24 protein-coding genes are annotated in these 22,651 nt (G+C 52.1%); 12 read left to right on the top strand and 12 right to left on the bottom strand.

Annotated elements, in window-relative coordinates:
* The first annotated feature begins 138 nt into the window (after positions 1-138).
* On the top strand, positions 139-528 hold the full coding sequence (locus tag QQL62_RS04575) for a DUF2147 domain-containing protein (protein WP_284376496.1): 390 nt from the start codon (positions 139-141) through the stop codon (positions 526-528).
* A gap of 2 nt (positions 529-530) precedes the next feature.
* On the opposite strand, the gene hisH is transcribed toward QQL62_RS04575, so the two are convergent.
* Together hisH and hisB are read right to left on the bottom strand one after the other, a co-directional pair.
* The gene (gene hisH / locus QQL62_RS04570; protein WP_284376495.1) at positions 531-1,166 is read right to left on the bottom strand and encodes an imidazole glycerol phosphate synthase subunit HisH; all 636 of its coding nucleotides are present in this window, start codon (positions 1,164-1,166) and stop codon (positions 531-533) included.
* On the bottom strand, positions 1,163-1,756 hold the full coding sequence (gene hisB / locus QQL62_RS04565; RefSeq protein WP_284376494.1) for an imidazoleglycerol-phosphate dehydratase HisB: 594 nt from the start codon (positions 1,754-1,756) through the stop codon (positions 1,163-1,165). The genes hisH and hisB overlap by 4 nt, the downstream gene beginning before the upstream one ends.
* A 196-nt stretch (positions 1,757-1,952) precedes the next feature.
* On the opposite strand from hisB, the gene QQL62_RS04560 reads away from it, so the two are divergent.
* Positions 1,953-2,921: a LysR family transcriptional regulator gene (locus QQL62_RS04560; RefSeq protein ID WP_284376493.1), complete on the top strand. Its 969-nt coding sequence runs from the start codon at positions 1,953-1,955 to the stop codon at positions 2,919-2,921.
* On the opposite strand, the gene QQL62_RS04555 is transcribed toward QQL62_RS04560, so the two are convergent.
* From QQL62_RS04555 to QQL62_RS04545, 3 genes are all read right to left on the bottom strand, one after another.
* Entirely contained in the window at positions 2,918-4,096 is a 1,179-nt protein-coding gene (locus QQL62_RS04555) for a DegT/DnrJ/EryC1/StrS family aminotransferase (protein WP_284376492.1), read from the bottom strand. The two genes, QQL62_RS04560 and QQL62_RS04555, sit on opposite strands and share 4 nt — an antisense overlap.
* Positions 4,097-4,161: 65 nt before the next feature.
* Positions 4,162-4,845: a type 1 glutamine amidotransferase gene (locus QQL62_RS04550; RefSeq protein WP_284376491.1), complete on the bottom strand. Its 684-nt coding sequence runs from the start codon at positions 4,843-4,845 to the stop codon at positions 4,162-4,164.
* A 79-nt stretch (positions 4,846-4,924) separates the two neighbouring features.
* The gene (locus QQL62_RS04545; RefSeq protein WP_284376490.1) at positions 4,925-5,371 is read right to left on the bottom strand and encodes a tellurite resistance TerB family protein; all 447 of its coding nucleotides are present in this window, start codon (positions 5,369-5,371) and stop codon (positions 4,925-4,927) included.
* A gap of 102 nt (positions 5,372-5,473) precedes the next feature.
* On the opposite strand from QQL62_RS04545, the gene QQL62_RS04540 reads away from it, so the two are divergent.
* Complete coding sequence (locus QQL62_RS04540; RefSeq protein ID WP_284376489.1) at positions 5,474-6,493, top strand: capsular polysaccharide export protein, LipB/KpsS family; 1,020 nt, start codon at positions 5,474-5,476, stop codon at positions 6,491-6,493.
* Here the strand turns inward: QQL62_RS04540 and pyrG are convergent.
* From pyrG to QQL62_RS04525, 3 genes are all read right to left on the bottom strand, one after another.
* Positions 6,485-8,134 (bottom strand): CTP synthase, encoded by a 1,650-nt coding sequence (gene pyrG / locus QQL62_RS04535; RefSeq protein ID WP_284376488.1) that lies wholly within the window; start codon positions 8,132-8,134, stop codon positions 6,485-6,487. The two genes, QQL62_RS04540 and pyrG, sit on opposite strands and share 9 nt — an antisense overlap.
* A gap of 201 nt (positions 8,135-8,335) precedes the next feature.
* Positions 8,336-8,695, bottom strand: a complete 360-nt coding sequence (gene secG, locus QQL62_RS04530) for a preprotein translocase subunit SecG (protein WP_284376487.1) — start codon at positions 8,693-8,695, stop codon at positions 8,336-8,338.
* 67 nt (positions 8,696-8,762) lie between these two features.
* Positions 8,763-10,046 carry a sulfatase-like hydrolase/transferase gene (locus tag QQL62_RS04525; RefSeq protein ID WP_284376486.1) on the bottom strand — a complete coding sequence of 428 codons (1,284 nt, stop codon included), beginning with the start codon at positions 10,044-10,046 and terminating at the stop codon, positions 8,763-8,765.
* A gap of 156 nt (positions 10,047-10,202) precedes the next feature.
* Between QQL62_RS04525 and QQL62_RS04520 the strand changes: the two genes are divergently transcribed.
* Together QQL62_RS04520 and QQL62_RS04515 are read left to right on the top strand one after the other, a co-directional pair.
* Entirely contained in the window at positions 10,203-11,498 is a 1,296-nt protein-coding gene (locus tag QQL62_RS04520) for an adenylosuccinate synthase (protein ID WP_284376485.1), read from the top strand.
* Positions 11,498-11,731, top strand: coding sequence for a DUF2842 domain-containing protein (locus QQL62_RS04515; protein ID WP_284376484.1), 234 nt, complete (start codon positions 11,498-11,500; stop codon positions 11,729-11,731). Before QQL62_RS04520 ends, QQL62_RS04515 begins: the two co-directional genes overlap by 1 nt.
* A 24-nt stretch (positions 11,732-11,755) precedes the next feature.
* Here QQL62_RS04515 and QQL62_RS04510 read toward each other — a convergent pair whose 3' ends face one another.
* On the bottom strand, positions 11,756-12,805 hold the full coding sequence (locus tag QQL62_RS04510; protein WP_284376483.1) for a hypothetical protein: 1,050 nt from the start codon (positions 12,803-12,805) through the stop codon (positions 11,756-11,758).
* A 169-nt stretch (positions 12,806-12,974) separates the two neighbouring features.
* Positions 12,975-13,499 (bottom strand): hypothetical protein, encoded by a 525-nt coding sequence (locus QQL62_RS04505; protein WP_284376482.1) that lies wholly within the window; start codon positions 13,497-13,499, stop codon positions 12,975-12,977.
* Between the two features lie 148 nt (positions 13,500-13,647).
* On the opposite strand from QQL62_RS04505, the gene QQL62_RS04500 reads away from it, so the two are divergent.
* A complete protein-coding gene (locus QQL62_RS04500) occupies positions 13,648-14,307 on the top strand; it encodes a thiamine diphosphokinase (protein WP_284376481.1) in 660 nt (219 codons plus the stop codon).
* Here QQL62_RS04500 and QQL62_RS04495 read toward each other — a convergent pair.
* Complete coding sequence (locus tag QQL62_RS04495) at positions 14,304-15,680, bottom strand: L-serine ammonia-lyase (RefSeq protein WP_284376480.1); 1,377 nt, start codon at positions 15,678-15,680, stop codon at positions 14,304-14,306. The genes QQL62_RS04500 and QQL62_RS04495 overlap by 4 nt on opposite strands.
* A 210-nt stretch (positions 15,681-15,890) precedes the next feature.
* On the opposite strand from QQL62_RS04495, the gene rpiA reads away from it, so the two are divergent.
* The 6 genes from rpiA to QQL62_RS04465 all read left to right on the top strand — a co-directional run bounded on the left by rpiA (position 15,891) and on the right by QQL62_RS04465 (position 21,966).
* The gene (gene rpiA, locus QQL62_RS04490) at positions 15,891-16,682 is read left to right on the top strand and encodes a ribose-5-phosphate isomerase RpiA (RefSeq protein WP_284376479.1); all 792 of its coding nucleotides are present in this window, start codon (positions 15,891-15,893) and stop codon (positions 16,680-16,682) included.
* Between the two features lies 1 nt (position 16,683).
* Complete coding sequence (gene gor / locus QQL62_RS04485; protein WP_284376478.1) at positions 16,684-18,039, top strand: glutathione-disulfide reductase; 1,356 nt, start codon at positions 16,684-16,686, stop codon at positions 18,037-18,039.
* 78 nt (positions 18,040-18,117) lie between these two features.
* The gene (gene hflK / locus QQL62_RS04480; RefSeq protein WP_284376476.1) at positions 18,118-19,260 is read left to right on the top strand and encodes an FtsH protease activity modulator HflK; all 1,143 of its coding nucleotides are present in this window, start codon (positions 18,118-18,120) and stop codon (positions 19,258-19,260) included.
* A complete protein-coding gene (hflC, locus tag QQL62_RS04475; RefSeq protein ID WP_284376474.1) occupies positions 19,260-20,132 on the top strand; it encodes a protease modulator HflC in 873 nt (290 codons plus the stop codon). The genes hflK and hflC overlap by 1 nt, the downstream gene beginning before the upstream one ends.
* Positions 20,129-20,323, top strand: a complete 195-nt coding sequence (locus QQL62_RS04470) for a DUF2065 domain-containing protein (protein ID WP_284376472.1) — start codon at positions 20,129-20,131, stop codon at positions 20,321-20,323. The genes hflC and QQL62_RS04470 overlap by 4 nt, the downstream gene beginning before the upstream one ends.
* A 230-nt stretch (positions 20,324-20,553) precedes the next feature.
* The gene (locus QQL62_RS04465; RefSeq protein ID WP_284377187.1) at positions 20,554-21,966 is read left to right on the top strand and encodes a Do family serine endopeptidase; all 1,413 of its coding nucleotides are present in this window, start codon (positions 20,554-20,556) and stop codon (positions 21,964-21,966) included.
* A gap of 44 nt (positions 21,967-22,010) precedes the next feature.
* On the opposite strand, the gene QQL62_RS04460 is transcribed toward QQL62_RS04465, so the two are convergent.
* Complete coding sequence (locus QQL62_RS04460) at positions 22,011-22,517, bottom strand: DUF2867 domain-containing protein (protein ID WP_284376470.1); 507 nt, start codon at positions 22,515-22,517, stop codon at positions 22,011-22,013.
* Between the last annotated feature and the right edge of the window lie 134 nt (positions 22,518-22,651).

Genomic DNA, 22,651 nt, shown 5'->3' with positions numbered 1-22,651 from the left:
TTCGGCCTCGGAAATTTTCTGCTTGTTGCCTGTTAGCGGATCAGCACAGAATTGCAAAGTGTCATTGTGACCAAAGGTAATTCTTGACGCAGTCCACCCCAGACACGCAGAGTAACAAAAATCTTGGGAGGATTATTGATGAAAAAAACAGCACTGTTCGCGGCGCTTGTCGCATTGGCATCACCCGTCGTGGCCGATGACGCCTATGGCACATGGCAAACCACCAAAGACGATAATGGCAATTATGGCCATATCCAAGTAGAGGCCTGTGGCGCCGACATTTGTGGCACACTGGTGAAATCCTTTTCCTCTGACGGCAATGTGCTGAAATCCGAAAACGTGGGTAAAAAAATCATCTGGGGCATGTCCGCAGATGGTAATGGCGCCTATTCCGGGGGTAAGATTTGGTCACCAGATCGCGACAAAACCTATAAATCGAAAATGCAGTTAACCGGAAACACCCTAAAAGTGCAGGGCTGTGTCTTGGTGGTGTGCCGCGATGGCGGCACATGGACACGTGTTAAATAACCCTACGGGTTCCAGCGTAAGAAATTGCCAATCAATCGCAGGCCGGTTGATTGGCTTTTTTCTGGGTGAAACTGTGTGCCGATAATATTATCGCGCGCCACCGCAGCCGTAATCGGCTGGCCATAATCTACGCTGGCGATCAAATCAGCCCCGCGCTCGGGTTGTAAATGATAGGAATGCACAAAATAGACGTGCTGGCCGGTTTCGATCCCGTCAAAAACCGGATGCGCGGTTTGTATTTCTAGGGCATTCCACCCCATATGCGGGATTTTCAATCCCTGATCTGTGGGGGCCAATTTGACCACGTCGCCCTTGATCCAATCAAAACCCGCGTGTTGGCCATGCTCTAGGCCCTGCGTGGCCATCATCTGCATGCCGACACAAATCCCCATAAAGGGTGCGCCTGATTTCACCTTCTCTTCGATGGCGCCAAACAGCCCATCAATGGCGCCCAGCTCGCGGCGGCAATCAGCAAAGGCACCGACACCGGGCAATACCACGCGGTCTGCGCGGCGCACCATTTCCGGATCATCCGATACCACAATCTTGCCAACTTCCAGCTCATCTGCCATCCGCTGAAAGCTCTTCTCAGCGCTGCGCAGGTTACCCGAATTATAATCAACTATTACCGTTGTCATTCTGACAGGGTTCCTTTGGTCGAGGGTATAGAATCTGCCTTGCGCGGGTCTGTCTCAAGTGCTTCGCGCAGGGCCTGTGCCACTGATTTAAATGTCGCCTCGACAATGTGGTGGCTGTTAAATCCATCCAGCGCATTTACATTTAGCGTGATCCCACCCTGCATGGCCAAGGCTGTGAAAAACTCTTGAACCAATTCGGTGTCAAACGACCCGATTTTTTGGGTTGGAATTTCTACATTCCACACCAAATAAGGTCGCCCAGACAGATCTAGTGCGCTGCGCACTAGGGCATCATCCATAGCCAACAGGCTAGATCCATAGCGGCGAATGCCCTTCTTATCCCCTACGGCCTGAGAAATGGCCTTGCCAAGGGCAATACCCACGTCCTCGACGGTGTGGTGATCATCAATGTGTAAATCGCCCTCGGCACGTACCGTCATATCAATCAAGGAATGGCGCGAAAGTTGATCCAACATGTGATCGAAAAACCCAACACCGGTTTTATTGTCATAGACACCGGTGCCGTCCAGATTAATCTCGACGCTGATTTTTGTCTCGGCCGTGTCGCGGCTGATTTTTGCAATACGCATAGCGGGTCCTTGGTTGGATTTCGGCGAATTCGTCATGCCGCTTATAAAACGCTGTGCCCTGTGATCCAAGTGTCATATGCATATGCGCTAAATTTTGTGGTAATTGGATCAGAACTACACGCCAGTCGCCGGACTGGGAACTTTGGCTTGTTATTGCACCGTAATTCCAGCATCTTTGGCGCAAAGGGGCATATCGATGGTTGATACACCAAATAAATTTTCGCTTTGGGCGCTAGAGATTTTTGTAGCCTCGGTAGAGGAGGGCACAATCTCGGCCGCCGCCACACGCCTGAAGGCCAGCGCATCAACCGTATCCCAACACCTATCAAACCTAGAGGCCGCGCTAGGAACTGAGTTGCTAGATCGATCAACACGGCCCATGAAACCCACAAAAATGGGACAGATGTTTTTACGCCGAGCGCGGGTTATTCTATCCGAAGTCATGCAGGCCAAGGCCGAGCTGGCGCAATTTGATCATTCGAAAATGGTGCGCCTGCGTCTTGGCGTGATTGATGATTTTGATGCGGATATTACGCCGGCCTTGATGAAATCCCTGGCCCGCAAAATGCGTAATTGTCGCTTTCTACTCGAAAGCGGTAACAGCTACACCCTGACCAGCGATCTGCAATCGCAGGCGCTGGATGTAATCGTGACGGCCGATTTGGATAACGCACAGGGTTGGATGGATATCTATCCGCTGGTCACCGAACCCTTTATCGTGGCTGCCCCCAGGGGGGCTGTAGATCAGGGAGGAGATGTTCAAGAGCAGCTGTTTAAATTGCCCTTCGTTCGATACTCGTCACGCGAAATGATGGGGCGCCAAATCGAGACCCACCTTACCAGACAACGTATTTCCCTGCCTAATAAATTTGAGTTTAATAACTATCACGCAATCCTTAGTTTGGTCGCTGATGGCACCGGATGGACAATAACCACCCCCATGGGTTTTTTGCGCGCACAGCGGTTTATGGACAGTATCGATTTGATGCCATTGCCGTTTAAATCAATGTCGCGCAGTATTTCTCTGATCGCTCAGAAGGGCGCAATGGATAGGATACCGGCAGAGATCGCAGAAGCTCTGCGCCCGGCGATTAAGGCGCAGATGATTGATAAAATGCTGGAAATCACCCCGTGGCTAGAGCAAAAATTCCGCCTTCTGCCCTAGGCCGCGGCCTCTTGGCGGCTATGGGCAACAGCATCAAGGATGATCTTGCCGATCAGTTCCACCTGTTCCAAGCTTAGGCGTGCAGGAAGGCGTACATCACAGGCCCGCATCAGCATCGCACGGGTTTTAGGCAGAGCGGGAATGTCATCGAGGAACTTCCAATTCCAGAAAACACGAGCGTTTTCAGTATGCAATCCGAAAATAGATAGTCCCAAACCGGCCGATTTGCAGGCGGCCATAAATGCCTCGGCCTGTGTATCGCTAAATCCGGTGAGATTAAACTGGATCGAATCCGGTGCGCGGGTCTCTGGTTCTAGGGCAGGGGGCACATCGATGAAATCACTGGCATTCAGCATATGTGCCAAATGGTCGTGATTGCGCAGGCCATCATGAACACGGCGCGCCAATTCATCCAGTTGCGGGCGAATAACCACCGCCGATAGATTAGACAGGCGAGTGTTATACAGCGGCAACATATTTTGATATTTGCCAAATGTATCGGCCCCGCAATCGTGTTTTTGCCAATTGTTTTCATAGGCACCAGACATGATGACCGCGCGGGCAATGATATCCTCGTCGTCGGTTACCAAAATACCACCCTCGCCACCATTCACCAGCTTGTAGGACTGAAAGCTAAAGCACCCAACGGCACCAATTGCGCCGATTTTGCGCCCATTCCACAGCGTGCCCAGCGAATGCGCCGCATCTTCTACAATGGGGATGTTCTTGGCATTACACAGACGCTCGATCACATCCATATCAGAGGTATGCCCGCGCATATGCGAGACAATAACCGCACCAATGTCATCTGTCAGCTTGGCCTCGAAATCGACCATATCCATGCGATAGTTCTCACCAACCTCTACCAAAACCGGCACACAGTCTGCATGTACCACCGCGGACGGAACGGCGGCAAAGGTAAACCCAGGGATCAAAACCTTAGCCCCTTTGGGCAGATCCAAAGCACGCAGCGTAAGAAACAGCGCTGCAGAGCAAGAACTGACCGCCAAAGCAAAACGCTTGCCCAAAAGGGCGGCAAATTCTTGTTCGAGCACTGTTACTGGTGCATCAGATTTCGCGTGATAGCGGAATAAATCGCCGCTTTGTAACACACGCTCTAGCTCTGCGCGGGCGGCCTCTGGGATTGGTTCTGCGGTGTGTAAATCTAGTGTCATGGTCTCTTCTTTCAGAATTTCCGAAACTAACTTTCGAAATATCTAACAGACGTGAACTGACCTGCCTAGCTATTTTTACGCCCCTTCAGTACCGCCTCGAACATGTCGGCCACTTTCTGCGCATCGACATCTGGTAGCAGGCCATCACGAGCCGATTGCAGAATCTCGGGCGCAATCACCCCGATCCCACGCGCATCAATCAACGCTTTTACAAAATCAGAGCTAAATTCGGGGTGAGGCTGAACCGTAAGAGCCGTGTCGCCATAGTAAATCACTGCGTTTTTACAATGTTCGTTGCCCAATATACGGGTGGCGCTTGGGGGTGGGGTAATCACCTGATCCTGATGATAGGCATTCAAAGTCAGCTGATCGTCACCTGTACTATACGATTGGCGGCCAACTTTCCAGCCACCCTTGAATTTCTCCACCTGCCCACCAAGAGCCTGTGCAATGATTTGGTGGCCAAAACACACACCGACTATGGGGTGTTTCTGGGTGAATACATCCCGAATAAAATCTTCCAACGGCGGTATCCATGCGTGATCTTCATAGGCGCCAAACTTTGAACCGGTGATCAGCCAGCCATCACAGGCCTCGATACTATCGGGGAATTGTCCCTCTAGCACGCGATAGGTTTCAAAGGTGAACCCCCGCCCAGCTAAAAACACCTGAAACATATCCGGATAATCGCCGAACTCATCAACCAAAACATCAGGCCCAAGCCCTGTTTGTAAAATACCAATTTTCATATGCTCACCCGAGTAGCTTTTGATCAAATTACTTGCACACCCAAATGGTGCAAGCCCATTCCCGACATTTTCGCAGAAATTAGTCGGCCTGACGGGTGATTACACGTTGGCGGGCAAAGGCGCTGTCACGATCCGTTACCCCCAATAAATCCGAGGTTAAACGCAGAAAATTGCTCTCTTCATTGTCGCGTGCACCGTCCGCCAAGGCTATTTCCCACAGGACTTCAACAATGCTGGCTCGGTCCTCATAGGCTACGCCTTCTTTGACCACGCGGGTGAAGCGCACGGTATCGGGGGCCTGGCTTTCCAAATCTTCGGCCTCTGTGCACAGCGCTTGCGCATCATCCGCCCCAAGGTCAAAGCGGCGAGCCAATACCCGTAAGATTGTCTGTTTTTCTACCTGCGCATATTCACCATCGGCGCGCGCCACCCGCACCAATAGCGCCCCCAATGCCACACGTACATCATCTGTGTTCAATTTTGTCGGGCGGGGCGATTGAAACGCATTTAGGATATCTTTGAGCATAGTGAACTTTAGAAAAATGCCCAAAATTTGGCAAGGCAATTTGGGCTGTTTCTCATCACAAAACTTTGCGATACTTGGGTAACTGGATTTGTGGAATATGCTGTGTCGCACTTGCAATTGCTAACCCCGTCTTTGGAAAATTTGGCGCTCCTTCTTTCAGCAGACACATGCCTGTTCATTCATGCGCCTGAAAAATTGGCGCGGTCGTTTCAGGCGGGCAAATTGCCGATGATCAATATGGCGGTAGAAATCGCCCAGGCCAATGGGCATCGCCCCGTTTTACTTAAGGCAGGGCAATGGATCGATGACATGATCCTTGATCCACGCCATCTACATTTGTGCATGCTTGATACGCCGCGCAGCGCGCCAAATGTTATAAACACTGTGCCTGGATATATACGTGGCTTTTGGTATTTTGATCGCAACGCCACGCGCAACAATTCATCGATCCGCGACAAGAAATTTAATGCATTTACGATCAATGATCAAAATGCCACCGAGTTTATGGATTTGATCCGCAGCCGTACCATTGCAAATAATCAAACTAAATTCGCACAGGCCGCGCGGCGGCCTTCTGTGATCATCCCAGATAGTATCACAATATTCGCACAGGATTTTAATCCCCCGCGCTATCACAAACATTTCCTAAGCGCGCAGGAAATGATCGACACAGCGATAGAGAATCGTGCAGGGCGCGCGATCTATATAAAACCCCACCCCAATCAAACCAGCGAAGAGATGGCCGATCTACGCCGTTATCATGCGCCAGAAAACCAAATATGGGTGACAGATGCCAGCATCCACGACCTGATGGAAAATGCAGCCCTCACGCTATCCCAAAGTTCGGCCACTGGATTTGAGGGCTATTTGCATCACACGCCAGCGATCCTGTGCGGCGAGACAGATTTTCACCACATCGCTACCACCTGCAAAACGACAGATGCGCTTGCAAGCGCGCTGGCACAGCCGGTTATAACCAGCGAATACGATCGCTATGCGTTTTGGTTCTTGCGCAAGAATTTGTTTATGCCGCGCCGCGCCGTTGAAACGCGGCGGCGCATTTTAAAGGTCTATCAGCAGATGGGCTTTGATTTCTCAGAGCCGGAGACGCCCCTAAACTAGGCGGCTCTGCTCGACCGCTGCACGTACAAAATCACGAAACAACGGATGTGGCTCAAAGGGTTTTGATTTCAGCTCGGGGTGATACTGTACGCCGATGTACCACGGGTGATCAGCTACCTCGACAATCTCGGGCAACTTGCCATCAGGTGACATGCCAGAAAAGGTCAAACCGCAATCTTCTAACTGTTTGCGGTATTTGATATCCACCTCATAGCGGTGGCGATGACGCTCGGAAATAGAGGTGCCACCGTATACCTCGGCCACCTTTGAATCCTTGTTTAATGTGGCGTTATATGCGCCCAGACGCATGGTTCCGCCCTTGTCATCATTCACGGCCCGCTCGATCGTCCGATTACCCTCGACCCATTCTTTCAGGTGGTAAACCACAGGTTCAAAGCGCTTGTCGCCCGCTTCGTGGTCAAACTCTTCGGATCCTGCATTGTCGATCTTGGCCAGATTACGCGCCGCCTCGATTACGGCCATCTGCATGCCCAAGCAGATCCCTAGATAGGGAATTTTGTTTTCGCGGGCGTATTGGGCGGCCTTGATCTTGCCTTCTGTGCCGCGCTCACCAAATCCACCGGGTACCAAAATCGCATGGAATCCGGACAATTTTTCGGCCACATTATCGGCCGTGTCAAAGACCTCGGCATCGATCCATTCCAGTTTCACCTTCACTCGGTTGAACATACCGCCATGGGTTAGGGCCTCTGAAATCGATTTATAGGCATCTTCCAGCTGGGTGTATTTGCCCACAACCGCCACCTTCACTTCGCCATCGGGATTGTGCATGCGATCGGATACATCCTCCCATACAGATAGATCAGGGGCAGGGGCGCTGTCACTTAGCCCAAAGGCCGCAAGCACCGCGCGATCCATCCCGGCCTTGTGATAGGCCAGCGGTGCATCGTAAATCGTATCCAGATCGTAGGCTGGAATAACAGCATCTGGGCGTACATTGCAAAACAACGCCAACTTGGCCTTTTCTTTCTCTGGGATGTCCTGTTCCGAACGACAGACCAAAATATCTGGCGCAATGCCGATAGAGCGCAGCTCTTTCACCGAGTGCTGTGTTGGCTTGGTTTTCAATTCACCCGATGCACCCAGATAGGGCAGCAGGGTTAGATGCATGAAAATACATTCGCCGCGCGGGCGATCCTGTGAAAACTGACGGATAGATTCGAAAAACGGCAACCCCTCGATATCGCCTACGGTACCGCCAATTTCGCAGAGCATGAAATCGACCTCGTCATCACCGATTTCAATGAAATCCTTTATTTCATTGGTCACATGAGGGATTACTTGGATGGTTTTCCCCAGATAATCGCCGCGGCGCTCTTTTTCCAGCACGGTGGTATAGACGCGGCCTGATGAAATACTGTCGGTCTGGCGTGCCGCAACACCGGTAAAGCGCTCGTAATGGCCCAAATCCAGATCGGTTTCCGCGCCATCATCGGTAACAAACACCTCGCCATGTTCAAAGGGGGACATGGTACCGGGATCAACGTTTAAATAGGGATCAAGTTTGCGCAGCCGTACCGAGTATCCGCGTGCCTGTAACAATGCACCCAATGCCGCCGAGGCCAGACCCTTGCCCAGCGAAGATACAACGCCACCGGTAATGAAAATATATCGTGCCACGCTTTGGCCCCCGTGATTATTATTGTTATTTTTTAGGGGCTAAAAACCCCCAGTACACGGGATTTAAGTCATACGAGATTCGCAAGATTCAAGCAAGGGTTTTCCCCTTTATCTTGTGGTTCTCGTGCTGAAAATGACCAGATATTCCCGATTTTCGCCCATCTTAACCACAGCAGAGTGGCCAATAAGGGCGCGTAAATATTATTCGGCTTTGGGTGGTAGTGCTGGTTCATCAGAGGTGCTGGGGGGCAATAGATTGTCGCCCAGACTATCCGCGTTCAAGCCCTCGGCGGCACCGTTTTCTACGTCTACCCCATCCAAAACAGAACGTCCGCGGCTGTCTTGGGCCGAAATGATGGTCAATGCGATCGAGGATGCGAAAAATCCAATGGCCAAAAACCATGTAACCCGCGCTAAGGGGCTTGGCTTTGGGCGTCCGCCCATACCACCGCCGCCACCGCCGCCAATACCCAGTCCACCGCCCTCAGAGCGTTGCAACAATACGATACCGATCAAGCCAACGGCAAAGATCAACAATAGAACTAGAACAACGGTTTGCATTACGGGCGCCTTTATCTGCGAATTAACTTGCGGCTTTCTAAGCGAAACCAGAGGGTGTGTCGATGGGTTATTTGCCTAAGCGGGCATATGCCTGCAAAAGATTTGCCTTGGCGGCCAAAGCGCGCGCATCTGCGGCGCCCGACAATAGATCAATATGCTCTTTGGGATCATGTTTGAGATCAAATAACATAGGTGCATGATCCTCCAGTTCTACCAATTTGTAGCGCTGATCTCGGATCGCCCACCCCGCGTTGGCACGGGAAACTGTGGGGCCAAAATGCTCGACATAGGCATAGTCTCGACCATTGGGGCGCCCTTGTAACAGTGGGATCATGCTGATGCTATCGGGCGCATGGGCCTGAATGCCTGCTAGCGCGGCAATGGTGCTAAATAAATCGGTAGAATTAACCAGAGCTTCACTGCGGCCCTGCATGACCCTCGGGCCAGAAAATACCATAGGCACATGGGTTCCGCCCTCGAAAATACCGCCTTTTGCACCACGGCTTGCATAAAACCGGCGCGAAATTTTCCCAGGTGATCCATTGTCACCCATAAATATAATCACTGTGTTTGCGCGTGTTTTGGCATCTAGGCCACCTAGCAAGCGGCCCAGTTCGTGATCCAGTGCCTCTAGCGCGGCCAAATAGTAGGGGCGTGCATTTCTGGGGGTGATCTTGGCATCTGGATTTAGTGTACCTTGGCTGTGTAAATCCGCAGGTGGTACATGAAAAGGCGTGTGGGGCGCATTATAGGCCAGCCACAGAAACCAAGGGCTGTTTTGCGCGCCTATGAATTCGATTGCTCGGTCTGTCAGGTGGCTGGTGGAATAGTCGCGCACCTTAACACGTTTGCCGTTTTCCACGGCAGTCCAGTTGTAGTAGTCGCCCAATCCGCCTGATATTAGCCCATAATAATTTTCCACCCCCAGCTTGGCTGGATGATTACTGTCTGATTTTGCCAGATGCCATTTGCCGATCACCGCCGTGGCATAGGTGGGGGCCTGCGCGCTGAACAGATCGAACAGGCTGGTCTCATGGCTGGATAATCCTTTCGCAGATCCCTTGATCACTGATCCGACACCGGTACGAAACCCGTATTTTCCGGTGATGATACTGGCGCGGGTTGGTGAGCATGTGGGGGCCACATATGCATTTTCAAGCACCATCCCAGTTGCGCATAGATGCTCTAGCGTAGGCATTGCCGGCTTGTCCGAACCTAAATCATAACAGGGGGATACCTCGCGCCCCATGTCATCCGCGATCACTAATAAAATATTGGGGTTGGCGTTGGCGGTACCGACTTGCACGGCAATCAAGGCGGTGATCAATGTTAGGGTGGCGATTCTTTTCATGAAACTCTCCTGTTCTCTACTCTTATACGCAGGGCAGGTACCTTTCCGTTCAAAAAACACTGCCCACTGTGCACATTCGTATAAATTCGCTGTTTCACAGACCTGCACCATTGTTTATAGAGAACGGCGGAAATCTAATATGCGAAAGAGAAGCACATGGCCAATGTAGTCGTTGTAGGCGCCCAATGGGGTGACGAAGGTAAAGGCAAAATTGTGGATTGGTTGTCCGAACGCGCCGATGTCGTTGCGCGCTTCCAAGGGGGCCATAATGCGGGCCATACGTTGGTTATTGATGGCAAGGTCTACAAGCTTCATGCCCTACCATCTGGTGTTGTGCGTGGCGGGAAATTGTCTGTTATCGGCAATGGCGTGGTTCTTGATCCTTGGCACCTGCTGAATGAAATAGCCACAATCCAAGAACAAGGCGTGGATATCTCTCCCGAGAACCTGATCGTTGCGGAAAACACGCCGCTGATCCTGCCATTCCACGGCGAACTGGACCGCCTGCGCGAAGAGGCTGCCAGCAAGGGTACCAAAATCGGCACCACAGGGCGCGGTATTGGCCCTGCCTACGAGGATAAGGTCGGGCGGCGCTCGATCCGTGTCGCTGATTTGGCCGATACGGCCACGCTAGAGGCGCGCATTGACCGTGCGCTACAGCACCATAACCCACTGCGCCGAGGACTTGGGTTTGACGAAATTGACCGCGATGTATTGTTGAAACAATTGATGGAAATCGCTCCGAAAATCCTGCCATTCTCGGCACCGGTTTGGAAAATCCTGAACGAAAAACGCAAGGCCGGCAAACGCATCCTGTTCGAAGGCGCCCAAGGTGCCTTGTTGGATATTGATTTCGGCACCTATCCTTTTGTCACCAGCTCGAATGTTATTGCCGGCCAATCGGCCACAGGCGTGGGCCTTGGCCCCACCGCTATCGATTATGTTCTTGGCATAGTTAAGGCCTATACCACTCGTGTAGGCGAGGGGCCTTTCCCATCAGAGCTATTCGACGCAGATGGTCAACGGTTGGGTGAGCGCGGCCACGAATTTGGCACCACCACCGGGCGCGCGCGCCGCTGTGGCTGGTTTGATGCCGCACTTTTGCGCCAAACCTGCGCCACATCTGGAATCACAGGCATCTGCCTAACAAAGCTGGATGTTCTGGATGGGTTCGAAACCCTAAAAATATGCGTGGGCTATGATCTGGATGGCAAACGGTTGGATTACCTGCCAACCGCTGCTGATGAACAGGCCCGCTGTACGCCGATCTACGAAGAAATGCCCGGTTGGTCAGAAAGCACCGAAGGTGCGCGTACATGGAACGATCTGCCCGCTGCGGCGATCAAATATGTGCGCCGTGTCGAAGAATTGATCGATTGTCCCGTGGCCCTTGTTTCCACTTCGCCAGAACGTGATGATACGATTTTGGTCACCGACCCGTTCCAAGACTGATGGCGCTGTCCTACAAAGCACGCCGCCGCTGGTCTTTGGTCCTGTTGCTGATTTGGATGCCTGTGTACATCATCCTGTGCATCGGCATCATCGCAATGCTGCCGCCCCTGCATTTCATCCTACAGTTTGTGATGTATTTGGTGCTGGGGGTTGCTTGGGCCTTGCCGTTTAAATCGCTGTTTCGCGGGGTGGGAAAGCCTGACCCCGATGCGCCGGTCGATCCAGAGACATAGGTTCACAAAAACCAAGGCTGAAATCTAGGCGATTTCAGCCTTTAGTTTGCGAAATGCCGCGCGCACATCGTCGGCCTTTGCAAAGCTCTCTACAAAGTCATCTGCTTCCTGTTCATCATCTTCTTGTACAGGTACGGACACTGTTTCACCCTTGTCGAAAAACCGCGTAAAAGGGTTAGCGCTGCGCAGACTCTTCTGATCCTCAATAGAGGCCTCAGGAATACCAACCTCAGGTGCTGAGGGCTCTACACTCTCTGTATCAGCTGTCTCGGCTGGCTGTGCCTCTAAGGGCGCGGTATACTCATTGCGGATAATGCGGAACTTGCGCGGGCCCTTGGGCGCATCACTGGGAACAGTAGAGTTACCAACAAAGGCCATCTCGTCGTGATTGGCAACCGCATCATGAAACCGTGCTTCGGTCTTGACCAAATCAGTGCGATATTTCACAGGCTCGCCCACGGCATGGGCAAGGGTCTCTTCTTGCTCAATGCTGGTCGATATGCTGGCAACCTCTTCGATCATCAACGGCAGACCCAATGCTTGGTCTGCGGTATTGATCATATCTTCGGTCTCGGTCTGGATCTCGGTGGTTAGAGGCGCTGTGGGCTGTGATGTAATTGCTACAGTATTCTCATCAGATGGGGTAGAAAATGCCTCGGCTTGGGCCGGTTCCATAACGGGTTGCTCTAGTTCTGGCCCCAATTCCAGGGGACGCAAGGCACTAGATTCTAATTCCGTAATAGGGTGTTCGACATCTGTGCGCATCTGAGCTGGTGCTTGTGGGCGTAGAACATCCTCGGGTTTCAATTCCGTCGTGGCGACCGGGCGCACGGTGATGGATTCTGCATCCATACTTAGATCAACATCCGATTGGATGACCTCTGTTCCCAATTGCTTTAGAAAGGCGTCTGCGTTTGAAATTGCCAAGGTACCAAAGCTAGGATCGGCGGCCAGCACTGCTCTAAAATATTCTGTGATATCGCGAAGGATTTCAAAGGGGTCTTCGAACCCTTCGAGGGAAACTGAGAAGCTTCCATAACTTACAGATAGAATTCGATTTCCTTGTTCGGTCATATCATATCTCCGGCAGTGGAGAGCCCCCGAGCAGTCGACGTTACTCTCCTTAAGCGTTAATGATGTATTAAGAAGTAATTTCTGTAAACGTTTATATATAATAATCGCGTTTCAGGCTTGATTTGTGATAATTTTCACGATTTCTGAAAGGTATATGGCGGAAATAAGGCTACTTGTTGTCAGGAAATCGCCGAAAAGGATACTTTAGATGTAAATATGACAATTTTTTGCCATCATTCTTTTCGCTTAACCCGCCCGTTTCTCCCGCCGTTTCAGGCTGATTTTCGTCAACTAGAAGAGGAGCGGAGCTTGCTTCGATTTGCGCCTGATCGGTGCGCGCATAGCTGGAAATAGCCTCGGTTAACAACAACACTTCCTTGGGCTGATTTTCTGGATCCCATATCTGGGCCTTGGATTTTGGCTCTGTATGGGCGATTTTGTAATCGCGCCGACGTTTAAATTTTGGCCCCAAATCGGCGGCGGGATCGGGCGATTTTTTTGGCGCAGGATCTGTCGGGGCGGTGTAATCTGCCGCCACCGGCTGCGAGCCAAAATGCGGGTTCTCGGCGGCAATCTGGCTATAGAATTTCGTAACCTGTTGCACCATTTCAAAGGGGTCGTCATAGCCAGATACAGAGAGCGAGAAGCTGCCGTAATTTACGGAAACGCTTGGGTCTTTGGGGTTCTGCTCCATGAATCTCGCCTCGCCTGTAACGCTATTTCACGCCGAAAGTTGGTGCGCATATTTTTGTTAAAAAGGTAATTACAACTGTGATTTAGCCCAAAAAACTGTTAAATGTAAACTCCTGAAAATATTTTGCACCCGAATAGGAACTGCCGCAATGACCCGCGCTGCCGCTCTGCCCAACCTTGAATTTGAAACACCAGTGGTCTTGTTGGGGGGGGGCGATGTCTGCGCAAAGGATTGCAAATTTCTAACAGATTTCACGGGCCCCATTCTCTGTGCAGATGCGGGGTACCACACCGCCCAAAAGTTAGGGCTGGATGTGGCCTGTGTGCTGGGGGATTTCGACAGTGTTGATCAGGCTGAAATCCAGATACCCCGCTTGCATCTTCCCGATCAGAATTTTACCGATTTCGAAAAGGCGCTGCGCAGTATTACGGCACCTCAAATCCTTTGCTTCGGTTTTTTGGGGCAGCGGCTGGATCATACATTGGCCAGCTTTTCAACCTTGGCCAAAAATGCGGGCACACCGGCCATCTTGATCTCTGATCAGGATCTATGCTTCGCATGCCCGAAACAGCTGAATGTTTCTGTGCCGTGCGGTACCCGGTTTTCGCTGTTTCCCCTAGAACGCTGTATTGCGCGTTCTGCTGGGTTGGCTTATGCGCTAAATGGGTTGGAATTGTCGCCAATGGGCATTATCAGCACCTCAAATCACACAACTGAGCCGCAGGTACGCATTGATATGGTCTCGGGTACTGCCTTGGTCGTTATCGAACGTGATGTGATGGGCTTATTATGCGCCCAGCTTACCTAGCACTCGGGGATATTTACCGCCAACCCACCTTGGGACGTTTCCTTGTATTTGGTATCCATATCGCGCCCGGTTTGACGCATGGTTTCCACACAGGCATCCAGAGATACCAAATGTTTGCCATCCCCGCGCAGGGCTAAAGAGGCGGCAGAAACGGCCTTGATTGCACCCAAACCATTGCGCTCGATGCAAGGTGCCTGAACCAGACCCTTGATAGGGTCACAGGTCATACCCAGATGATGCTCCAGCGCGATTTCTGCGGCGTTTTCGATTTGCGTAACCGTCCCCCCCAACACGGCACATAGGCCCGCGGCGGCCATGGCCGATGCAGATCCAACCTCGCCTTGGCATCCCACCTCGGCCCCCGAAATCGAGGCATTGGTTTTGATCAGCCCCCCAATTGCTGCCGCTGTCAGCAAGAATTCAGGTATCTTCGACATGCTGGCATTCGGAACATGATCAAGATAATACCGCAGAGTTGCAGGAATAACCCCAGCCGCACCATTTGTTGGGGCCGTTACCACCTGTGCGCCGGCGGCGTTTTGTTCGTTTACCGCCATGGCATAACACGACATCCAGTCATTGATGATATGGGGTGCGGCAAAATTTCGGCCCTGTTCGCGGCGCAGGCTTTCATGAATTCCCTTGGCGCGGCGCTTTACATATAGACCTCCGGGTAGAATGCCGTCGGTTTTTAATCCAGCTTCGATACAGGTGTTCATCACCTCCCAAATGCGCGCAATGCCATCGGATAATTGTTTGGCCTCTAGTGTGGCCATTTCGTTTGCCCATTTCATCTCGGAAATGCTTTTGCCGCTGTTGGCGGCCATGTGCACCATTTGATCGGCGGTTTTAAAAGGGTAGGGTACTGCCCCTTGATCCGGGTCTTGCACCGTGGCCGAGGCCAGCTCGGCACTGGTTTTTACGAATCCGCCGCCGATAGAGTAATAGGTCTCTTCGAATAAAACCGTGCCAATGGCGTCGTAGGCGTAAAGAACCATTCCATTCGCATGTCCCTCTAGCACACGGTCAAAATCAAATCGCACAGATGTTTCTGGATCGAAAAGATAGGCGGTGTGACCCGCGGGATGGATTTCCCCCGTACGGGCAATTTCTGCATATGTCGCGCGCCCCACATCGGCATCAAAACTTTCGGGCGCAAAACCTGCCAACCCCATAATGGTCGCAAAGTCGCTTTGGTGTCCTTTGCCCGTGAAGGCCAATGACCCATGCAAAGATGCGCCAAGGCTGTGCGCCTTGATCCCATGTTCCAGCAGCTGATTCAGAAACCGCCCCGCAGCCACCATTGGGCCCATGGTATGAGAACTGGATGGGCCTACGCCGATCTTAAAGATATCGAAGATGCTTAGAAACATGAATTCTGCCCTGTGATCGTGCTGGTATTTTGATGGTTTCCAACAGAATATATCCGGTTTGAAAATTCATAGCACTAAAAAGCGGCATTAATAGGGGCTATCGTGACGATATCGGCGCTTTCTTGTCGCCCTGAGATTTGAAACCTCATATAGTTTGAACAGATTCCATAACCGTTTCCCTAACCCCAGCTTACAGAACCGAAAGTCGCCATGATTGATACACTTCCCCCCGCCGAAATCGGAAAATTCATCTCTGCCAAACATGCGATGCAAGAGGTGCGTGCTGGAATGAAGCTCGGGCTGGGTACAGGATCTACCGCCGCATGGCTGGTCAAACTGTTGGCTCATGCCCAAAACAATCACGGCCTTATGTTTCAGGCCTGTGCGACCTCCACCCAAACCACGAATTTGGCCACCAGCCTTGGGATTGAAATCCAATCTCTTGATGCCCTGGGGGCATTGGATCTGGCGATTGATGGCGCCGATGAGTTTGACCCAAACCTAGATCTAATCAAAGGGGGCGGGGGCGCATTGCTACAGGAAAAAATCGTAGAAAGCAATGCGAAACGGCTGGTTATCATCACCGACGCCTCCAAGCAGGTCGATCACCTAGGCGCCTTTCCTTTGCCGATCGAGGTTACGAAATTTGGGTGGATTTCAACCCAGCGCCAAGTTGAAGAGGCGCTGAAATCCTTGGGGCTGGCGGTGCGCACTACTTGGCGCGGCGGCCCAACCCAACCCTTTGTCACCGACGAGGGCAATCATATTTTGGATATTTACGCTGAGAAAATCATCGCGCCAAGGGCGCTGTCTGATGCCATGTTGAACATTCCAGGGGTTGTGGAAACCGGTCTATTTATCGATATGGCCAGCACTATTATTATGGGGGATGCAGATGGCACAGCACGTTTTCGTGAGGGTACTGGCGGTTGGTCTGAGAAATCCTATGATCTGGCGGCTGAGGCCGATTTAATCGCGGCGCTGTTAGAAATGGATGCGTAATATGACTTTTGACTTTGATCTCTTCGTAATTGGTGCAGGCTCTGGTGGGGTGCGCGCCGCGCGCTTGGCGGCGCAATCGGGCGCATCGGTGGCCTTGGCCGAGGAATACCGCTACGGGGGGACTTGTGTGATCCGCGGCTGTGTCCCCAAAAAACTAATGGTCTATGCATCAGAATTTTCCGAACATTTCGAAGATGCGGCGGGCTATGGCTGGTCTGTGGGCGATGCCAGCTTCAACTGGGCCAAGTTTATGCAGGCCAAAAACGCCGAAATCGACCGCCTAGAGGGCATCTACCAATCCGTTCTGGATAACAATGCGGTCACGCATTTTCGCACGCGTGCTGTGCTGAACGATGCGCATTCTGTTAGGTTGGCCGATGGGCAGGTAATTACTGCCAAGCACATCTTGGTCGCTACAGGTGGACGGCCGTTTGTACCTGCGATATCGGGCGGCGAACATGTGATTTCATCAAATGAAATATTCGAACTACCCGCCCAACCCAAGCGCGTTTTGGTTGTAGGCGGGGGCTATATCGCCTGTGAATTTGCCTGTATTTTGAATGGCTTAGGATCCGAAACCATACAGTTTTACCGCGGTGCTCAAATTCTGCGCGGATTTGATGCTGAGGTTGCGGATTTTGTCGCCGAGGAAATGCGCGCCAAGGGCGTGGATCTGCGGGTGAACACCGATGTCAAAAGCATTGAAAAAACCGATGATGGCCTGCTGGTTACCCCAACGCTGGGCGATAGCTTTACGGTTGATCAGGTGCTCTATGCTACGGGGCGCGTGCCCAATACCGATGGGCTGGGCTTGGAAGAGGTCGGCGTGCCCCTTGGCCCCAAGGGGCAAATACAGGTGGATGGGTTTTCGCAGACCTCTGTGCCCTCGATCTATGCCGTGGGGGATGTAACAGACCGCGTACAACTGACCCCTGTGGCAATTGTGGAATCCGCAGCATTCATTGAAACCGTATTCAAATCAAACCCAACGCAACCGGATCACGAGCTGATCCCGACAGCTGTTTTCACGCAACCCGAAATCGGCACCATCGGCCTATCAGAAGAGGCCGCACGCGAAACGGGCAAGATAGATGTCTATGTTGCCAGCTTTCGCCCAATGAAGGTGATTTTGGCTGGGCGCAGTGAAAAGATGCTGATGAAGCTGATTGTCGCTACGGATAGCCAGCAGGTGCTGGGGCTTCATATTGTGGGCCACGGCGCCGGCGAGATGATCCAGTTAGCCGGTGTGGCCATTAAAATGGGTGCAACCAAGCAAGACTTCGATCGCACAATGGCCGTACACCCAACAGCGGCCGAAGAATTGGTAACGCTAGGCGCCCCAACACGCACTGTTTAGGGGCTGGCATCTTGATATTTTGACATTTAGTGTCAGGTAAAATCTAATACGCATAAATCTCAGGAGGATTTTGTATTTATGGCTGGAAATAACTCTGGTGGCCCATGGGGCGGTGGCGGTGATAACCGTGGCTCTGGTAACAATGGCGGTGGACGCCCACCCAGTGGCGGTAATGGTGGTGGCAACGGCGGCCCACCTGATATTGACGATATTATCCGCAAGGGGCAGGATCAACTACGTGTTTTGATGGGCGGCAAAGGCGGCTCTACCGGCAATCGCCCCAATTCCACAGGACCTTCGGGCCCTGGTATTGGGTTTGGTGGCATTGGATTGATTTTGATTGCGCTGTTTGGTCTATGGGTGTTCAACAGCTTTTACCGCGTTGATACGTCCGAACAATCTGTCGAGCTGTTCTTTGGGGAATACTATAAAACCGGATCCGAGGGCTTGAACTTCGCACCATGGCCTGTTGTGACCAAAGAAATCGTACCAGTAACGCGCGAAAACACTGAAAATATTGGTGTTGGTCGCGGGGGACGGGCAGATCAAGGCCTGATGCTAACCGGGGATGAAAACATCGTTGATATCGATTTTCAGGTCGTTTGGAACATCAATGATGCACAAAATTTCTTGTTCAATCTAAAAGATCCAGAGGAAACCATCCGCGCGGTTTCTGAATCTGTGATGCGCGAGATTGTTGCACGCACCGACCTGACCCCGATCCTGACCACAGGTAAGGGCAAGATCGCGGCAGAGCTACAAGAATTGATCCAAGAAACTTTGGACAGCTATGATGCTGGTGTGAACATCATTCGCGTCAACTTTGACAAGGCTGATCCGCCAGAATCTGTGGCAGATGCCTTCCGGGATGTACAAGCGGCGGAACAAACCCGCGATACATTGGAAAAACAGGCCGATGCCTATGCCAATACCAAAGTTGCAGGCGCACGTGGTGAAGCGGCGCAATTGCTAGAACAAGCAGAAGGTTACCGCGCACAGACCATCAACCAAGCCGAGGGTGAAGCATCCCGTTTCAAGGCTGTTTACGAGGAATACGCTAAAGCACCAGAGGTGACCCGCAAGCGTTTATACCTTGAAACCATCGAAAAGGTTTATGGGGATGTGAACAAGGTGATCATCGACGAGAATAGCGGCGGGCAGGGCGTTGTGCCGTATCTACCGTTGAATGAATTGTCTAAACCTAAGGGAGGAGCAAACTAATGGCACGCTCTACACTTTTATTGCCGCTTGTTGTGGCTCTTGGCCTGCTTGGGTTGTCCTCTGCTTATATCGTAGACGAACGTCAAACCGTTCTACGTCTATGGTTTGGCGAAGTCACAGGTGTGATTTCAGAGCCCGGCCTGAATTTCAAAGTTCCTGGTCTGCATGAAATCGTGAAATACGATGATCGTATCCAGCCCCTTGATACCCAACCCCTAGAGGTGACGATGAAGGACAACCGCCGTTTTGAGGTGGATGCTTTTGCCCGCTGGCGGATTACCAATGCTGTTCAATTCCGCAAGGCCGTCGGCTCTGGTGGTGTGCGCTCGGCGAATGCGCGGTTGGAAACGATCCTAAATTCAGAACTGCGTGAGGTTTTGGGGGATCAAAACTCTAGCGCGTTGCTGTCGGCGGATCGTGTGGCGTTGATGAATGCGATCCGTGATGCATCGCGCCTAAAAGCGGCGGCACTGGGGGTTGAGGTGATCGATGTGCGTATCAAACGTGCGGATCTACCACAGCAAAACCTAGAGCAAACCTTTGAGCGGATGCGCGCAGAGCGTGAACGCGAAGCGGCCGATGAAATCGCCCGCGGTAACGAGGCGGCACAGCGTGTGCGTGCGTCGGCGGATCGCTTGGTGGTGGAGACCACCTCTGCCGCACAAAAGGATGCGGATATCATCCGCGGTGAGGCCGATGCGAAGCGCAATGCGATCTTCGCCGAGGCCTTTGGCCGTGATCCGGAGTTCTTCGCGTTTTACCGCTCGCTTTCGGCCTATGAAACAGCGCTAAAGGGCGACAATTCGACCTTGGTTATCTCACCCGATAGCGAGTTTTTTGATTATCTAAAGTCAGACACCGTGCCTGAATGAGCGATTTTCTAACAGCACTGGCCCTTGTGGCTGTGATCGAGGGGCTGGTGCTTGCACTGGCCCCTTTGCGTTACCAAGACCTGCTTCAGACACTGTCTGAAATGCCCCTGACCCGCAAGCGCACCATTGGTTTGATCATCGTCGCATTTGGGGTTGTGATGCTGTGGGCGGTGCGCGCTTTTGTAGCCTAAGCAAAAAACCGCTAAACAGGAATGTGATAAATACCTGTGATACCTTCACGTGGTTTTGAGGTATATTACCCGAAATTGACTTGAAAACTTAGGTAAAAACTACATCTTTAATGATAGGCTCGACAGGAGAGCCCTATAAATTGCCCAAATGGAGGATAAGAGTGACCCCAATCGCCAGAACCAAGAAGCTATATGTTGATCAGTTGCCAATCTATTTAAACGCCACACTCATGGCGATAATGCTATGGATTGCCTCCGCCATCAGCAGCCACGCCAGAGGCGCCCCAGACAGCTTCGCTGATCTGGCAGAGCGTCTGTCACCCTCTGTGGTGAATATCACCACATCCACCACCGTGGTGGGCCGCTCTGGTGAAAACCGTCCGCAGGTTCCCGAGGGCAGCCCCTTCGGCGATCTGTTCGATGATTTCTTTAACGAGGGTCCAAATACCGGCCCCAGCCGTCCGCGCCGTTCATCCGCGCTGGGCTCTGGCTTTGTGATCTCGGCGGATGGATTTATTGTAACCAACAACCACGTTATTGATAAGGCCGATGAAATCACCATCGAATTTTTCGATGGCACGAAACGCGATGCAAAGCTGATTGGACGTGATGCGAAAACCGATGTTGCGGTTCTAAAGGTCGAGGCCGAAGAGCCGCTGCCCTTTGTTGCATTTGGCGACAGCGATATCGCGCGGGTCGGTGATTGGGTGATGGCTATCGGTAACCCATTGGGGCAGGGGTTCTCGGTTTCTGCTGGAATTATCTCGGCGCGCAATCGCTCGCTGCGCTCTGGCCCATATGATGATTACATCCAAACTGATGCCGCAATTAATCGCGGGAATTCTGGTGGCCCACTGTTTAACATGGATGGCGATGTCATCGGTGTGAATACGGCGATCATCTCTCCTAATGGTGGCTCTATCGGTCTTGGGTTCTCCATGTCGTCCAAGGTTGTAAGCCGTGTTGTCCAACAGCTGCAAGAGTTCGGTGAAACCCGTCGTGGTTGGCTGGGCGTGCAAATCCAAGATATCGACAGTGACATGGCCTCTGCATTAGGCCTTGATAGTGCCAAGGGCGCAATCGTCAGCGGCGTGCCCGCAGGCCCTGGCGCAGATGCGGGCATATTGGCCGGCGATGTTATCCTGACCTTTGATGGGGTAGACGTTGTAGGTACCCGCGAGCTTGTTGCCGCAGTTGGCAACGCCGAGGTTGGCAAGGCTGTGCGGGTGGTGATTTACCGCGATGGCAAGACACAAACGCTGTTGGTGACACTTGGTCGCCGCGAGGACGCAGAAAAGGCCGAGGTTACACCAGTGGTTGCCAAGCCCGAAGAAACGCCAGCGGACGTCACAGAAAAGGGCATGAAGCTTGCCCCGATATCCGATAGTCTCAAAGAGCAGTATAATATTGATGGTTCGGTAGAAGGTGTGGTGGTGATCGATGTGGATGAAACATCGGATGCTTTTGTAAAAGGCATCCGTGTTGGCGACGTTATCCAAAAGATCGCACAAGAACCCGTAACCTCGCCGGAACAGGTCACCAAGGCCTTTGCCGATGTGGTCGCTGCGGGTCGTAAATCTGTCCTGATGCTGGTGGCACGCGGTGGTAATGCGCGCTTTGTTGGCTTGGTTTTGGCTGAATAAAATAAATGAATACACCGAAAACCCGCCTTTCTAGGCGGGTTTTTTTATGCGCTATGGGCCTCTTGTGCCGTGACCAGCCTGTTTAACATACGCCGCACAATCACGCGATGCGCAGGTGCCACCGGCACCATATAGATGCGACCAAACCAATTATGTACCATGACCGAAGAGGTGATCGTTAGCTGCGATCCTTTGGTCGACACACAGGTTAACACATCCAAATGCCGATCTCGCTCGCTCAGTAGCATTACCGTATCGTTGATATATTCAACCTTGAAAAAATCCAAACTGTCCCCGGCTCGTACCTCGTTGACTTCTTGGCCGGAAAACCCGCCAATCGCGTGCACCCCGAACCAGCCCGCTATCCGATCTCTGATCTTAAACGCCACGCGTAGCAAAGGCATAGGATGTGCCATCAGTGATTGCCATGCCTCCAGCGGCGTTTGGTATTGTGGTAGCTCTTTTGTTTGGCTGTCATAGAAATATAGAGACGTTCTCGGTGCTAGCACATAGATGTTTTCTGAATCGATTTGATGAAAATTGGAAAGCATGAAACCCACCTTTGATTTTTGATCAAAGGTAATGCACCGGCTAGCGGTGTATATGCTGCGAATTGTCGCGTAATGCTTGGAACAAAAAGGCCACGCGCGAGATAAGTTCGCCCGTGGCCAGGGTGCCGAAACAC

This window comes from Amylibacter marinus (genome assembly GCF_030160015.1).
GTDB classification, from domain to species: Bacteria; Pseudomonadota; Alphaproteobacteria; order Rhodobacterales; family Rhodobacteraceae; genus Amylibacter; species Amylibacter marinus.
This window is presented reverse-complemented; position numbering and strand designations above follow the sequence as displayed.